The following is a 14530-nucleotide window of genomic DNA, read 5'->3' on the forward strand; positions in this document are numbered from 1 at the left end:
GAACGTGGATAAGTAGGCATACCGGTCCGAACCCCATATAGTCTGGACATGCTCCTGCCACGTAAAGGTCAACTCCGATCCGCTGCGCGACAGACCGGGATCCGCAAATCCCTCGTTGCCGGCGCGGCGGCACTTCTCCTGTTCGGCCCCACCGCGGCAGTAGCGCACGCCGAACCCGATCCGGCCCCCGCCCTACCCCCCGAGCTGATCGCCGCGGTCGTCCGCGACCTGCGGATCTCGCCCGAGGAGTATCTGCATCGCGCCGAGGCCGCCCAGCAGGTCGCCGCGTTCGCCACCACGGCGCAGCGGCAGTTCCCGCAGGTGTTCGCGGGCTCCTGGCTCGACGACGCGGGCCGCGCCGTGGTCGCGCTGGCCCAGGGCGCGGGCAATGACGAGGCCCGCAAAGCCGCGCAGTCCGCCGGTTTCGAGGTCCGCAATGTCGCCAAGAGCGAGACGACGCTGCGCGGCGAGAAGACGGCCTTCGAGAACTGGCTGGGCGCCCAGCCCCCCGAGATCGCGAACCTGGTGCGCGGCGCGGTGGTCGACACGGTCAACAACTCCATCGCGGTCCGGGTCGATAAATCGGGCTTGCCGATGCCGAGCTTCATCGATCCGGCCAGGGTCATCGTGATGCCCGCGCCGCCGCAGGCGGGCGAGCCCATCGCGGCGGTTCCGGTGGCCGGTGCGAACAATCGCGGCCCGCTCGCCGCGGGCGATGGCTACCTGTCGATGTCGAACCGGCTGAGCCTGCGCTGCTCGCTCGGCTTCAACGGCACCGACCGCAATGGCAATGTGGTGAATATCAGTGCGGGCCACTGCAATCCGGATATCCCCGCCGCGGGCACCCCGGACGCGGCCTTGGCCGTGGAGATGATCGGCGACCACAAGGGCATCGCCCTGGGCCAATTCCAGAAGTCGGTGCTCGGCGCGCAGGACTACTCGATCATCCGCATCAACGACGACAACCGGGACCGCTTCGGCAACAACCTGGTCCGGGTGCCGAACGCGGCCCCGATCGCCGTGGAGGGTGTGGCCACCCCGGTGATCGGCGCGCCGGTCTGCAAGTCGGGTTCGCGCACCGGTTTCAGCTGCGGTGTCATCAACGCGGTAGACCAGACGGTCCAGATCGGTGAGCGGCAGCAGACGCAGAGCTTCTCCGCCAACATCTGCGCCCTGCCGGGTGACAGCGGCGGCCCCGTGGTCACCGGTCGACTGGCCCTCGGCATCTCCAGCGCCTCCTCGGTGGCCGACTACCCGATCTGCGAGATCCCCAACATCCTCGGCGCGCTCACCGGCAATGTGCCGCAGTTGTTCGCGCAGCCGCTCAGCGTGGTGCTCTCCGACAATCCGGGTCTGTCGGTACGCACCAACTGATCCACGCCACCAACTGATCTCGACGCCGAAAGGGCCGACTGCCAACGCGGTCGGCCCTTTCGCTGTCACTTCCACCGACATCCCCCGCTCGGTGCGGCATTCTGGATGACATGTGTTTGGTGTTGGTCGGCTGGCGGGTGCATCCGGAATATCGCTTGATCGTCGCCGCCAATCGCGACGAGTTCTATCGCAGGCCCGCCGAATCCCTGCGCGGGTGGCCGGAGGTTCCGGGTCTGCTGGCGGGTCGCGACCTCGGCGCAGCCGACCGCGCCGAGGCCGATCCGCCCGGCACCTGGCTGGGTTTGCGGCGAGAAACGCAGGGCCGCAATCGATTCGCGGCCGTAACCAATGTGCGCGATCCGAAGGATGAACGGGCCGACGCGCATTCGCGCGGCACGCTGCTGATGAACTTCCTGCGCGGTGACGGCGAATTCCCGAGTCCGGAGAAGTACCTGCTCGATATCGCGGACGGACCCGACGACTACAACGGCTACAACCTGATGGTCTCCGACCTCGACACGCTCTGGTGGCACACCAATCGCGGCACCGGGCGTCCACAGGAGCTATTTCCGGGCTTCCACGGGCTCGCCAACGGATCGGCGGTGGCTTCGGCGGGTCCGAACCCCGGCGATGCGGAAATCACCGCGTCACAGCCCGTTTGGCCCAAGGTGCGTTCGGGCCTGACGGCGCTGCGCACGGTCGTCGGGACCGAGCCCGCCGCGATGGATCGCTATTTCGCGCTTCTCAGCGACCGAACCAGAGCCCCGGACGAACAATTGCCCAATACCGGAGTGGGTCTGGCGCGCGAGCGCGGACTCTCGGCCCGATTCATCGCCGACATCGCGCACGGCACCCGCGTCAGCACGGTCCTGCTGGTGCGGACCGACGGCTCGTTCACCATGGCGGAGCGCACCTTCGGTCGCTTCGGCAAGCCGCGCGGCGCACGGGAAGTCGCCGGGGCACTGGATCTTCCTGCCGCACAATGACGATCGGCCCGTCCCCCGGAGGGAACGGGCCGATCGGCGGTGCTGAATCAGTTCTGCGGCGCGGGAGCGGCCGCAGGGGCAGCGGCGGGCGCGGCAGCCGGCTGCGGCTGGTCGGCCCACTGGCTGGTGCCGGGTGCCGCGTTGAAGGTGTTGAGCAGCTCCATGCCCGCGGCGACCAGGGTCGGACCACCGGCGACGATGGTGCCGAGGATGCCACCGACACCGGCGCCGGGGAGGCCGCCGGTGATGCAGCCGGCAACGAGAGTGATGACACAGCCTGCGACGAAGCCGATGGCGGTGCCAATGAAGCCGCCGACGGCCGTGGCCAGGCCGAACTTACTGGCGAATTCGTTCTGGGCGCGCTGGTTCTCCATCGGCGAGGCGATCGGCTTCACCTGGATGGCGCCCGGCTGGGTGGCCACCTGCATGCCCTCGGGCTTCTGCGGGACGATCTCGAGGACAGTGTCGTCCTGCTTGGCGACCGCTTTCACCGGAATCTCGATGCCCTCGACCTTGTAGTCGAGGGGGAAAGAGATGAGGGTCGCGCCCTTGTCGTCCTTCACGTTGGCGATCTGAGTCTTCGGCGCCTCGGGGGTCGCACCGTCCTGCTCGGTGATCGCGAAGGTGCCTCCCTTGACCGACGCGACGATGGTCTTGTCAACCAGCTTGACGGAGTACTTCACCCCCTGGTCGGCAGCAGGCGCGGGGTCGGCGTGCGCGGTCCCCAGGCCGATGGTCACTGCACCGATGGCCATCATGGCAGCCGCGGTGGTGCTGCGGAGTTTCATTCAGTTTCCAATCCATCATCAGGTTGTCCACGGGCCGTCACCGCCACGCGAGAACTCATGCAACCCAGGGCGATACACCCCGGACCTCCCCGAGCAGTGGTGGAAAACGACACGGCAAACAGAAAACGAGGCTGAGCGTAATCGAACGGAGACCTGGATGCGAGATCAGTAACAGATCGAGTCCGATTTGGCCTATTCCACGTGACCTGAGGTTTTGTGGCGCCGGTTACCCCATTTGCCGTGGTAGAAGATCTTCCCAACCAGAGATGGGTTCGAAATCGGTGATATAGATCACGTTTCTTATCCGCGTCAAGACCCCATAAGAGGGGGCATATTTCTCGGTCAATCGTACGATGAGCGGGGGTTATTACCGGCGGGTAACTTACCGCCAGTTAGGATACGAGCCAGTCGGGCGGCGCTCTCGTCGTCCCCGTGTTGCCTCTAAAGAAAGGTCGCGACATGAATGCCCTGACAGTGTCGCTGGGCACGATTGGTGTGGCGTACACCCTCCTGGCTTGGGCCTCGTTCGCGGGCGGCGTCGACAAGATGGCGCGCTCGATCATGCTCGGCCAGCCCGCACCCGATCGTTGGCGGCCCTTCTTCCCGCGCCTGAAAACGATGATCATCGAATTCCTGGCCCACACCCGGATGAACAAATTCCGCACGGTGGGCTGGGCGCACTGGCTGGTCATGATCGGCTTCCTCGCCGGATTCATCCTCTATTTCGAGTCGTACTTCCAGACCTTCGACCCGGAATTCCACTGGCCGATCATCGGCGGTTGGGGCATCTACCACCTCCTGGACGAACTGCTCGGCATGGCCACCTTCGTCGGTATCGCCGTGCTGATCGTCATCCGGCAGCTCAACCATCCCCGCGTCCCCGACCGACTGTCCCGATTCAGCGGTTCGCGCTTCGCGCCCGCCTACGTCATCGAGACCATCGTGCTCATCGAGGGACTGGGCATGGTGCTGGTCAAGGCGGGCAAGATCGCCACCTACGGACACGCCGAAGTGTGGTCGGACTTCTTCACCATGCAGGTGGCCAAGCTGCTGCCCTCCAGTGTCGCCATGGTCTCGGTCTTCGCCTTCATCAAGATGGTGTCCGGCAGCACCTTCCTGCTGCTCGTCGGACGCAACATCAACTGGGGCGTCGCCTGGCACCGGTTCGCGGCCTTCCCCAATATCTACTTCAAGCGCGAGGACGACGGCTCGGTCGCACTGGGCGCGGCCAAGCCGATGATGTCCAAGGGCAAGCCGGTCGATATGGAGACCGCCGACCCGGACACCGACACCTTCGGCGCGGGCCGGGTCGAGGACTTCTCCTGGAAGGGCTGGCTGGACTTCACCACCTGCACCGAATGCGGTCGCTGCCAATCCCAGTGCCCTGCCTGGAATACCGGTAAACCGCTCTCGCCCAAGCTGCTGATCATGTCGCTGCGCGACCACGGCGTCACCAAGGCGCCCTACCTGCTCGCGGGTGGCCGCAAGGACATGGGCGGCGACGAGGTCGGCCTCCTCGACGCCGAAGGCAAGCCCAACGAGGCGGCGCTGGCCAAGATCTCACCGGCCGCGCGGGACGAGGCCGAACGTCCGCTGGTCGGCGGCGCGGAGGTCAACGGGATCATCGACCCCGAGGTGCTGTGGAGCTGCACCACCTGCGGCGCGTGCGTCGAGCAATGCCCGGTCGATATCGAGCACGTCGACCACATCATCGATATGCGCCGCTACCAGGTGCTCATCGAATCGGAATTCCCGTCCGAGCTGGCAGGTCTGTTCAAGAACCTGGAGAACAAGGGCAACCCCTGGGGACAGAACTCCAAGGACCGGCTCAACTGGATCAACGAACTCGATTTCCAGATCCCCGTCTTCGGGCAGGACGCCGAGAGTTTCGACGGCTACGAATATCTGTTCTGGGTCGGCTGCGCGGGCGCCTACGAGGACCGCGCCAAGAAGACCACCAAGGCGGTCGCCGAACTGCTCGCCACCGCGGGCGTGAAATTCATGGTCCTCGGCGCGGAGGAGACCTGCACCGGCGACTCGGCCCGCCGCGCGGGCAACGAATTCCTGTTCCAGCAGTTGGCGCAGCAGAACATCGAGCTGTTGAACTCGGTATTCGAAGGTGTCCAACAGCGGCGCAAGAAGATCGTCGTCACCTGTGCGCACTGCTTCAACGCGCTCAACAACGAGTACCCCCAGGTGGGCGGCACCTACGAGGTGGTGCACCACACCCAGCTGCTCAACCGACTGGTGCGCCAGAAGCAGCTGATTCCGGTGGCCTCGGTCTCGCAGAACGTCACCTACCACGACCCCTGCTACCTGGGCAGGCACAACAAGATCTACAACGCGCCGCGCGAACTCATGGCCGCCGCAGGCTCCACCCTGGTGGAGATGCCCCGGCACGCCGAACGGTCCATGTGCTGCGGCGCGGGCGGCGCCCGCATGTGGATGGAGGAGCAACTCGGCAAGCGCATCAATGTCGACCGGGTCGACGAGGCGCTGTCCACCTCCCCCGCCAAGATCGCCACCGGCTGCCCCTTCTGCCGCGTCATGCTCACCGACGGCGTCACCGCGCGCCAGGAGCAGGGCGAGGGCGAAGGTGTCGAGGTCGTCGACGTCGCCCAGCTCATGCTCGACGCCATCGACCGCGTCGAACCGGCCACCCTGACCGCCAACCTCACGGTCATCCAGGAGCCCAAACAGGCCACCCCCGAACCGGTCTCGGAACCCGAACCGGAACCGGTCGCCGAGGCCGCACCCAAGGCGGCGCCCACCGGCGGTGGGCTCGGCATGAAGGGTGCGGGCAAAGCGCCCGGCGGACTCGGCATGAAGGGCGCCGCGAAGGCGCCCGGCGGCGGGCTCGGCATGAAGGGCGCGGCCAAAGCGCCCGGCGCCAAAGCCGAAGCGCCTGCCGACGAGGCCCCCAAGGGTCTCGCCATGAAGGGTCCGGCCAAGGCACCCGGCGGACTCGGGATGAAGGGCGCGGCCAAAGCACCCGGCGCGAAACCCGCCGAAACCGAGACTGCCCCTGCGGTCAAGGGCCTCGCCATGAAGGGTCCGGCCAAGGCGCCGGGCGGACTGGGCATGAAGGGCGCGGTCAAGGCGCCGGGAGCGAAAGCCCCGGCCGCCGAATCCGCCACTCCCCCCGCGCCTCCCGCTAAGGGCCTCGGCATGAAGGGCGGCGCGAAAGCCCCCGGCGGTCTCGCGATGAAGGGCGCTGCCAAAGCCCCCGGCACCGCCAAAGCCCCTGAACCCAAAGCCCCCACCGAACCGGCGCCCGAACAGGTTTCCCCCACCGAGACCAAGCCGACGGTGCCCGCCAAAGGCTTGGCCATGAAGTCCGGCTTCAAACGTCCCGGCCCCAAGGCCCCCCAACCCCCAACCCCACCGGAACCCACCGCAGAATCGGCCCCCGAGGAACCAACCGATTCCCACGGCACCCCGCCACCCCCCGCCAAACCAGGCGGCCTCGGCTTCAAATCGGGCGCCAAGGCCCCCGGCCGCAAGAACTAACCCCCACTGAGCCCCGGATCCAAGCCAGATCCGGGGCTCACCCATTTCCGCCCAACTCAGGCACCATTGTCTCCGGACATCGCACCAATCCGGGAGGTTCCGATGACAAGCGGCCTAGCCGATCTCGATCCCGAACACACACGGCGAATTCGAGGCGAGTGAAACTCGCCCCGGCCGTTGAGGTACAAGACGCGAACCGACAGGCAGTCGCGACCATGCTTCGACATCTCCGAGAAAGCAACGCGGACCTGTCTCCCGAAGCCATGCGAGGAGCTTGGCACTGAGGCCACCGACTACTGGCTGCTACTCGGTCTCCTTGGGATGCCCTGGTTGACAGCGTTCCAATAGAACCCGCCCTGCGGTTTTGCTGCCTTTCGGCGCGTGTTCGACGAAATACCAGAGGCGACCGCTGTCGGTGAACTTGTATTGATAGCGCACGTAGGTTTGGCCGGCGTAGGTGCCGTACCGAAGCTTCCCTTCAAGCGGATACATCCTCGGCGTCCGTTGCTCGGGCGCGCGGGTCAGCGTCTCCCAGGCGTCCACCATCGCGTTGCGCGCGGCGGCGACGCAGTCGATCCAACCTTTCTGCGCTTCGGAGGAAATGAAAACGAGTGCGTACTCGGCACGCTTGAGCGGGCGCGGCACATCTCGCTGTTTGGTCATCCGATATCGCTCGGATTCGGTACGGGGACAGGTTCTTTCAGATAGTGCAGATCGGAGCCGTCGACCTGGATCGTCGGATCCGCATAGGCGGTCGCGGTATCGCGCCAGGCCGCCAAAGTGGTGGTGAGCGTGTCCAGGCGGCCGAGGGACAAACCCGCTCGGGCCTGGTTGAGGAAATCCGCGACAAACTCCGGGCGCTCGTCCTCGGGCAGCAGTTCGATCCACGGGAACGCATAGGTCAGTTTGCCGACCAAACGGGTCAATACATCGTCGTCCATGGCCAGTGAAAGCAGCAGTGTCAGCGAACCGAGAGTCTGCTCGGTCGCCAGGGCGGCTTCGGCGTCGGTCAACCGCACATCCGGCGCCGAGCGGCGGACGAGCGTTATCTCCCCGCTCGTTTCCATTGCTTCGATGACCCGATTCGGATCACGTAGGAACTCCGACCACGTCGCTGTCGCACTCATACGTCCTGTATATCAGAACTAGTTCTGATATTCGACCCGTTTGGTTCGGGCAGTGTGAAGGGCGACATACTGCTCGCGAAGCAGGAACGGGCGGGTGTGAGGTGGGTCGCCTGCTGTACATCCGATGTTGGAATGGGTCTTGCTTCAGGGTTGGGGTGTGGCCATCGCGGGGGCCTACCAATCGATCATGCGATGCACTGTCTTCGGAACCGGGTACCTGGGGGCCACGCATGCGGCGTGTATGGCCGAACTCGGACACGATGTGGTCGGGGTCGATATCGATCCCGGCAAGGTGGCGAAGCTGTCCGACGGGGTGGTTCCGTTCTATGAGCCGGGGCTCGAGGAAGTGTTGCGGCGGAATCTGGAGGCGGGGCGGCTGCGGTTCACCACCTCGTATCCGGAGGCGGCCGCGCACGCGCAGGTGCATTTCCTCGGGGTTGGCACACCGCAGAAGAAGGGCGAGTACGCGGCGGACCTGAAATATGTGCACGCCGTGGTGGATTCACTGGCCCCGCTGCTGGAGCATCCGTCGGTGATCGTCGGCAAGTCGACGGTCCCGGTGGGCACGGCGGCCGCATTGGGCGCGCGGGCGCGGGCGCTGTCTCCGGCGCAGGTCGAGGTGGCCTGGAATCCGGAATTCCTGCGCGAGGGTTTCGCGGTGAAGGACACCCTGCACCCGGACCGCCTGGTGCTCGGCGTGGACCGCGAGCGAAACTCGGCCAGGGTCGAGGAATTGGTGCGCGAGATCTACGCCGACCTCATCGCCGACGAGGTGCCCTTCCTGCTGACCGACCTGGCCACAGCGGAATTGGTGAAGGTCTCCGCGAATGCCTTTCTGGCGACCAAGATCTCGTTCATCAATGCGGTCTCGGAGGTGTGCGAGGCGACCGGCGCGGATGTCACCGTGCTCGCCGACGCGCTCGGCTACGACGCCCGGATCGGCCGCCGATTCCTGAACGCGGGCCTGGGTTTCGGCGGCGGCTGCCTGCCCAAGGATATTCGCGCGTTCATGGCCCGATCGGGCGAGTTGGGGGCCGATCACGCGGTCGCGTTCCTGCGCGAGGTCGACAACATCAATATGCGTCGCCGCACCAAGATGGTGGATATGGCGACGCGGGCGGTGGGCGGTTCGCTGCTGGGCGCGAATGTGGCGGTGCTCGGCGCGGCGTTCAAACCCGAATCCGATGATGTGCGTGATTCGCCCGCGCTGAATGTGGCGGGCATGATCCAACTGCACGGCGCGGTGGTCACCGTGTACGACCCGAAGGCGCTGGAGAATTCGCGGCGGGTGTTCCCGACGTTGAACTACGCGACCTCGGTGGTGGAGGCGTGCGAACGCGCCGATGTGGTGCTGGTGCTCACCGAGTGGAATGAGTTCACCGCGCTGCGACCGCGGGATCTGGATCGGGTGGTGCGCGGGCGCTCGATCATCGACGGTCGAAACTGTCTCAATCGAGCCACCTGGCGTGCCGCGGGATGGGTATACGCGGGACTCGGCACCCCGTAGAGTTCCCTGGCAGCCGTCCTGCCTTACATATGGTCGGTCTGCGACGGTAGGGTCCGTGGAGCGGGTCCAGCGCTGACTCGCAGATCGCGCAGTGGGAAACGAGATGGGCAGCTGATGAGTTCGGTTCTGGGAGTTTCGGTGGGGGCCGGTGCCGTACGCATGGCGCGGCCGCACTCCGGCGATCCCCGCGGACCCATCGGGGCGCACGCTTTCGATCTGCAGAACATCCCCGTATCCGGCCATTCCCCAGCGGAATTGGCGGCCGAGGCCATCGGTGTCACCCTGGCCGCCGCGCCCGGCCCGACGACGACCGCCATCACCTATCGCGGCGAGGAGCATGCCAGGGGCATTCGCGCCGCCATGGCCCGCCAGCAGATCACCGATTACGAACTGGTGCCCGAGATCGCGGCGGCGCTCGAATTCGCCGAGGCCATCGGCGCTTTGCGCGGTATCGGATCGCTGGTCGTCTACGACCTCGGCACTTCCGGACTGTCGGTGAGCGTGGTGGATGTGCAGACCCGCGAGGTGCGTGCCGTCGAACGCACCAGCGATATCAGTGGCGACTACTTGGATTCGCTGATCCGCGAACAGCAGATCGCCTCGGGCCGTATCGCGCATCCGCAGGATCCGGCGGGTTTGGCCGCGTTGGACGGATTGTGTCGCGAGGCCAAGGAGCAGTTGTCCAGCAATACCGCGGTGGCGCTGCCGAGCGAGCAGGGCCTGGTCCTGTTGGCGCAGGAGAACTTCGAGGCGCTGATCATGCTGGCCATCGAGGGGTCGGCGCGGATGACCAGGGAGGTGGTGGTCCGTTCCGAACGCGGGGTGCAGGGTGTGCTCGCGATCGGTGGCGGCGCGCGGATCCCGCTGATCGCGCGGGTGCTCGAGCATTGGATCGGTGTCCCCGTCATCGTGCCGGAGAGTCCGGAGACGGTAATGGCGCGCGGCGCGGCCCTTTTGGCGCGTCAGGTGCGACCGGTCCGGCAGGCGCCGCCGCCGCCCGGTCCGCTGCCGTCGGAGGACGAGTTGTCCCCCGCGTGGCTCGCGGCCCCGCCCAAGAGGGGGCGCAGGCGCGAACTGAGTGCCGCGGTGGTGACGGTGAGCGCGCTGGCCGTGGTCGCCGCGATCGGTTTGGGCCTCGGGTACGGCCCGCAGGTGCTCACGAAGGATTCGCAGAGTTCGGATCATTCCAGCATCACCTCGACCACCACCCCGCCGCGGACCACCACCGCCGAACCGCAGATCGCGGTCTCGGTCGCGCCCACCACTTCCGAGAGCGAGGCTCCCGCCGCCCCGCCGCCGCGCTACGTCACGACCACCACACCGCCCCCGCCCACTCCGGGGCCGAATACCATTGTGGTGCCGGGCCTTCCACCGATCGTGATCCCGCCGGAGATCTTCCCCGGCTTCCCGCCACCACCGCCGGGACCGCCGCCGCACTAGGGCCTGTGTCGAACGCCGCCCGCGCCGACTGGCTCCACACCCACAGTCAGTGCCGCGCATAGCCGGAGCAAAGGCGGAGATACCCCTACGCCCGAGCGTGCCGCGCATGACGCGGCGGCGGGGTGGGCCGACCACCGAAGGGGCGGGCCAGCACAACGGCGATGGCGGTGGTCAGCGGCACCGAAAGGGCAAGGGCGATACCGCCGACACAGGATCGGGCGATCTCGATGCCGACGGCGTCGCCGGTGAGTACATCGCGAAATGAGCGGCCCGCCACGCTGAACAGCAGCAGCAGCGGCAGCGCGCCGCCAGCGTAGGCGAGTACGAGGGTGTAGACGGTGCTGGCGATGTGGTCGCGGCCGACGCGCATGGCGGCGGTGAAAATCTCGCGGCGGGAGGCGGATCGGTCGAGGGCGGCGAGTTCGAAGGCGGCCGATGCCTGGGTGATGGTGACATCGTTGAGTACGCCGAGCGAGCCGATGATGAAGCCCGCCAACAGGAGTCCGGTAATGCTCACATGCTGCAAGTAGGTGGCGACGTTGGTGTTCTGTTCCTCGGAGAACCCGGTGAGGTGGGTGATCTTCAGCGCCACCCAGGACAGCAGCGCCGCGACGAGCATCGAGGTCAGCGTGCCGAGCAGGGCGGAGCTGGTGCGCAGGTTCACCCCGTGTGCCAAATACAGCACGGCGTAGAGGATTGCCGCGCCCGCGACCAAGGCGACGGGGATGGCCGGTTTGCCGTCGAGCAGGGCGGGCAGCATGAAGACGACGAGAACGGCGAAGGCGAGTCCGAGTCCGAGGACGGCGCGCAGTCCGCGCCAGCGCGCCACCGCGACGACCACGACGACGAAGGCGAGCGCGATCAGGGTGAGCGGCAGTCCGCGCGCGTAGTCCTCGAAGGAGTAGAGCGGCACTCCGCTCGGGTCGGCCTGCCGGATGACGCGGAGTTTGTCGCCTGCCGCCAGGTCGGGTTGGCCGGGTCCCGGTGCGACCTCGAACAGGGTGTGGCTGCCCTTGTGCGGTCCGGATTCGATGGCGATGACGCTGCGCTGGCAGTTGTAGCCGCTGGTGCGGGGTGGTTCGGGTCGGTCGAGGAAAACCTTGCCCTGCGAAGAGCTTCCGCATGGACCCACGTCTTGGTAGACGACCGTGCCTGCCTCGGTCTGTACCGCGCCGCCGCCCGCGTTCTGCATGGGTAACGGGATGTCGATGTGTTGACTGCTCGGCCACAACCAGATCGCCGCGCCGACGATGAGGACGCCGATGGCGATGAGCAGTCCGATCACCACTTTGGCCGCGGTGGCGCCGATCTCGATCGGTCCGTCGTGGTGGTGATGATGGTGGTGGTCGTCCAGTTGGGCGCGGTCGCGCCTTTCGCCTCGCTCGCTCACCGGGCTCCCTACCTGTTCGTCGCGTGTCGGCTGCGAGCTTAAGGGATCTGATTTTCAAGATCGGCTCGCAGGGGCGCGAGGGGGAGAAGTAGAGGGGGCGGCGGAGAGCAGGGGGATGTCTCCGCCGCCCGCAGGTCGGCGCCCAGGGGGGTAGGCGGCCTGACCTGAGGCCAGGTTGCTCAGGGGGGTAAGCAACCCGACCGGGCACTCGAAGTGCCGAGAGCTACTGTACACAAAAGATCGTCTTTTGCGCTAGATCAGTATCCAAAACTCGCTATATCCGGACCCGGAGTATGTTTCAAGTCCGAAACCGGGGCGATTCAGTTGCTCGACGCCATGCTGGGGACTACTGCCGATAGCTGGCCAGGAAGTTGCCGAAGCGTTCGATGGCGACCGCCAGATCACGCGCCCACGGCAGCGTGACGATCCGCAGATGGTCGTGGTTGGGCCAGTTGAAACCGGTGCCCTGCACCATCAGGATCTTCTCCGACAGCAGCAGATCCAGGATCAGCTTCGAATCGTCGTGGATCTCATACACATTCGGATCCAGCCTGGGGAAGGCGTAGAGCGCGCCGCGCGGCTTCACACAGGAGACGCCCGGAATCATATTGAGCCGCTCCCACGCCACATCGCGCTGTTCGAGCAGCCGACCGCCGGGCAGGATCAGATCCTCGATGCTCTGATGACCACCGAGCGCTACCTGAATCGCGTGCTGCGCGGGCACATTCGGGCACAGCCTGGAGGAGGCGAGCAGATCGACGCCCTCCAGGAAGCCCGCCGCGTGCTCCTTCGGACCGGTGATGGCCAACCAACCGGAACGGTAGCCCGCCACCCGGTACGCCTTCGACAGACCGTTGAAGGTGAAGCACAGCAGATCCGGGGCCAGCGTGGCCAGCGAGATGTGCTTGGCGTCGTCGTAGAGGATCTTGTCGTAGATCTCGTCGGCCAGCAGCAGCAGACTGTGCTTGCGCGCCAGATCCACCATCTGCTGCAGCACCTCGGCCGAGTACACCGCCCCGGTCGGGTTGTTCGGATTGATCACCAGCAGCGCCTTGGTGCGCGGGGTGATCTTGGATTCCAGATCGGCGATATCGGGCTGCCAACCATTGGTCTCATCACACAGGTAGTGCACCGGAGTGCCGCCCGCGAGGCTGGTCATGGCCGTCCACAGCGGATAGTCCGGGCTGGGGATCAGGACCTCGTCGCCATTGTCGAGCAGGGCCTGCATGGTGATGGTGATGAGTTCGGAGACGCCATTGCCGAGGTAGACGCTGTCCACATCGAGTTCCGGGAATCCGGGCACCAACTCGTAGCGGGTGACGATGGCCCGCCGCGCCGAGAGGATGCCCTTGGATTCGGAATAGCCCTGCGCGTAGGGCAGCGCGGCGATGATGTCGCGCATGATCACATCGGGAGCGTCGAAGCCGAAGGGGGCCGGGTTGCCGATATTGAGCTTGAGGATGCGGTGCCCCTCGGCCTCCAACCGCGCCGCGTGTGCGTGCACCGGGCCACGAATCTCGTAGACGACGTTCTGCAGCTTCGTGGATTGCTCCAGGACGCGCGGCGGGTGATGCGGTAGATGACTTGGGCTCACCTGTCCCATGGTGCCATCAGGCGCAAGAGGTTAATCCAGGTCACACCCGCTTTGCGGCAATCAGCCCGCAATCAGGCGGCCACGCGATCCGACGCGCCGAGGACGGCGCTCGTGACGAGGTGCAGTTGCCGCACCCCCGGATCGGTGAGCGGCGGCACGAGCAGGGTCGGCATGCCGACCTCGACCGCGACACCGTCGCGGGAGGGGCGATCGCCCACCATGAGGGTCGCACCCGCGCGAGTGCCGAGTCGGGTCAGGATCAGGCGGAAGATCGCGGGATCGGGTTTCTGCATACCCTCCTCGCCGGAGAGCGCGAAGGCATCGATCGCGTCGAGCAGCCCCGCCCGGTCGAAACAGGGGCGGACATCGAAGTGGATATTGCTGAGAACACCTATCTTGCAACCATTTTCCCGCAGCATCGCGATCGCCTCGGCCGCGTCCGCGGCGAAATCGTTGTAGGTCGGATCGGAGTCGACGGCGAAAAGGGCGTCGGCGACCTCGGTGTCGAGCCGGGCGGCGGCGAATACCTCGTAGTAGGTCTGTCGATGCCGTGCGGCGCTGGTATTGCCCTGCGGCGATTGCAGCCGATTCGGTTGCCCCGCCGCCGCCCGAATCCGCGCCAGCAGCGCATCGGCCGCCGCCGGGTGATGGGCACGGCCCGCTCGCCGTAGCGCCTCGCTCGCCCAACCCCTCGGGGTCAGTTCCGAAACCAGGGTGCCGCGCCAGTCGAAGACGACCGCGCGAATGCACTGCGCACGTGAGTGTATGGGCATGATGCCGATACGCTATCGACAAGATCGCGCGGCCATCGACC

Annotated in this window: 11 protein-coding genes; 5 read left to right on the forward strand and 6 right to left on the reverse strand. The window is 66.4% G+C overall.

All coding sequences use genetic code 11. The features are described 5' to 3' along the window. Nucleotides 1-48: 48 nt before the first annotated feature. The gene (locus D5S18_RS10920) at nucleotides 49-1374 is read left to right on the forward strand and encodes a S1 family peptidase (RefSeq protein WP_120039682.1); all 1326 of its coding nucleotides are present in this window, start codon (nucleotides 49-51) and stop codon (nucleotides 1372-1374) included. Nucleotides 1375-1484: 110 nt separating this feature from the next. Continuing rightward, nucleotides 1485-2360 carry an NRDE family protein gene (locus tag D5S18_RS10925; protein WP_120039683.1) on the forward strand — a complete coding sequence of 292 codons (876 nt, stop codon included), beginning with the start codon at nucleotides 1485-1487 and terminating at the stop codon, nucleotides 2358-2360. 47 nt (nucleotides 2361-2407) lie between these two features. Here the strand turns inward: D5S18_RS10925 and D5S18_RS10930 are convergent, their stop codons facing one another. Further along, entirely contained in the window at nucleotides 2408-3148 is a 741-nt protein-coding gene (locus D5S18_RS10930) for a DUF8020 domain-containing protein (RefSeq protein WP_120039684.1), read from the reverse strand. Between the two features lie 459 nt (nucleotides 3149-3607). On the opposite strand from D5S18_RS10930, the gene D5S18_RS10935 reads away from it, so the two are divergent. After that, entirely contained in the window at nucleotides 3608-6658 is a 3051-nt protein-coding gene (locus D5S18_RS10935) for a (Fe-S)-binding protein (RefSeq protein WP_120039685.1), read from the forward strand. Nucleotides 6659-6961: 303 nt separating this feature from the next. Here D5S18_RS10935 and D5S18_RS10940 read toward each other — a convergent pair whose 3' ends face one another. Together D5S18_RS10940 and D5S18_RS10945 are read right to left on the reverse strand one after the other, a co-directional pair. After that, entirely contained in the window at nucleotides 6962-7321 is a 360-nt protein-coding gene (locus D5S18_RS10940) for a hypothetical protein (RefSeq protein WP_120039686.1), read from the reverse strand. Further along, nucleotides 7318-7785: a hypothetical protein gene (locus D5S18_RS10945; protein WP_147403927.1), complete on the reverse strand. Its 468-nt coding sequence runs from the start codon at nucleotides 7783-7785 to the stop codon at nucleotides 7318-7320. Before D5S18_RS10945 ends, D5S18_RS10940 begins: the two co-directional genes overlap by 4 nt. 187 nt (nucleotides 7786-7972) lie before the next feature. Here D5S18_RS10945 and D5S18_RS10950 point away from each other — a divergent pair, with 187 nt between their 5' ends. Further along, nucleotides 7973-9292 (forward strand): UDP-glucose dehydrogenase family protein, encoded by a 1320-nt coding sequence (locus tag D5S18_RS10950; protein ID WP_120040566.1) that lies wholly within the window; start codon nucleotides 7973-7975, stop codon nucleotides 9290-9292. A gap of 114 nt (nucleotides 9293-9406) precedes the next feature. Further along, on the forward strand, nucleotides 9407-10732 hold the full coding sequence (locus D5S18_RS10955; RefSeq protein ID WP_239003660.1) for a DUF7159 family protein: 1326 nt from the start codon (nucleotides 9407-9409) through the stop codon (nucleotides 10730-10732). An 85-nt stretch (nucleotides 10733-10817) separates the two neighbouring features. On the opposite strand, the gene D5S18_RS10960 is transcribed toward D5S18_RS10955, so the two are convergent. From D5S18_RS10960 to D5S18_RS10970, 3 genes are all read right to left on the reverse strand, one after another. Further along, a complete protein-coding gene (locus D5S18_RS10960; RefSeq protein ID WP_120040568.1) occupies nucleotides 10818-12086 on the reverse strand; it encodes a YibE/F family protein in 1269 nt (422 codons plus the stop codon). A 382-nt stretch (nucleotides 12087-12468) separates the two neighbouring features. Further along, nucleotides 12469-13725 carry a pyridoxal phosphate-dependent aminotransferase gene (locus D5S18_RS10965; protein ID WP_120039689.1) on the reverse strand — a complete coding sequence of 419 codons (1257 nt, stop codon included), beginning with the start codon at nucleotides 13723-13725 and terminating at the stop codon, nucleotides 12469-12471. Nucleotides 13726-13787: 62 nt separating this feature from the next. Continuing rightward, a complete protein-coding gene (locus D5S18_RS10970) occupies nucleotides 13788-14489 on the reverse strand; it encodes an HAD family hydrolase (protein ID WP_203236678.1) in 702 nt (233 codons plus the stop codon). Between the last annotated feature and the right edge of the window lie 41 nt (nucleotides 14490-14530).

Origin of the sequence: Nocardia panacis, assembly GCF_003598715.1 — a bacterium.
GTDB classification, from domain to species: Bacteria; Actinomycetota; Actinomycetes; order Mycobacteriales; family Mycobacteriaceae; genus Nocardia; species Nocardia panacis.

Coding starts and splice junctions, on each gene's coding strand:
- D5S18_RS10950 (WP_120040566.1), top strand. CDS start 7,973: ATGCGATGCACTGTCTTCGGAACCGGGTACCTGGGGGCCACGCATGCG.
- D5S18_RS10965 (WP_120039689.1), bottom strand. CDS start 13,725: ATGGGACAGGTGAGCCCAAGTCATCTACCGCATCACCCGCCGCGCGTC.
- D5S18_RS10955 (WP_239003660.1), top strand. CDS start 9,407: ATGAGTTCGGTTCTGGGAGTTTCGGTGGGGGCCGGTGCCGTACGCATG.
- D5S18_RS10970 (WP_203236678.1), bottom strand. CDS start 14,489: ATGCCCATACACTCACGTGCGCAGTGCATTCGCGCGGTCGTCTTCGAC.
- D5S18_RS10930 (WP_120039684.1), bottom strand. CDS start 3,148: ATGAAACTCCGCAGCACCACCGCGGCTGCCATGATGGCCATCGGTGCA.
- D5S18_RS10945 (WP_147403927.1), bottom strand. CDS start 7,785: ATGAGTGCGACAGCGACGTGGTCGGAGTTCCTACGTGATCCGAATCGG.
- D5S18_RS10940 (WP_120039686.1), bottom strand. CDS start 7,321: ATGACCAAACAGCGAGATGTGCCGCGCCCGCTCAAGCGTGCCGAGTAC.
- D5S18_RS10935 (WP_120039685.1), top strand. CDS start 3,608: ATGAATGCCCTGACAGTGTCGCTGGGCACGATTGGTGTGGCGTACACC.
- D5S18_RS10920 (WP_120039682.1), top strand. CDS start 49: ATGCTCCTGCCACGTAAAGGTCAACTCCGATCCGCTGCGCGACAGACC.
- D5S18_RS10925 (WP_120039683.1), top strand. CDS start 1,485: ATGTGTTTGGTGTTGGTCGGCTGGCGGGTGCATCCGGAATATCGCTTG.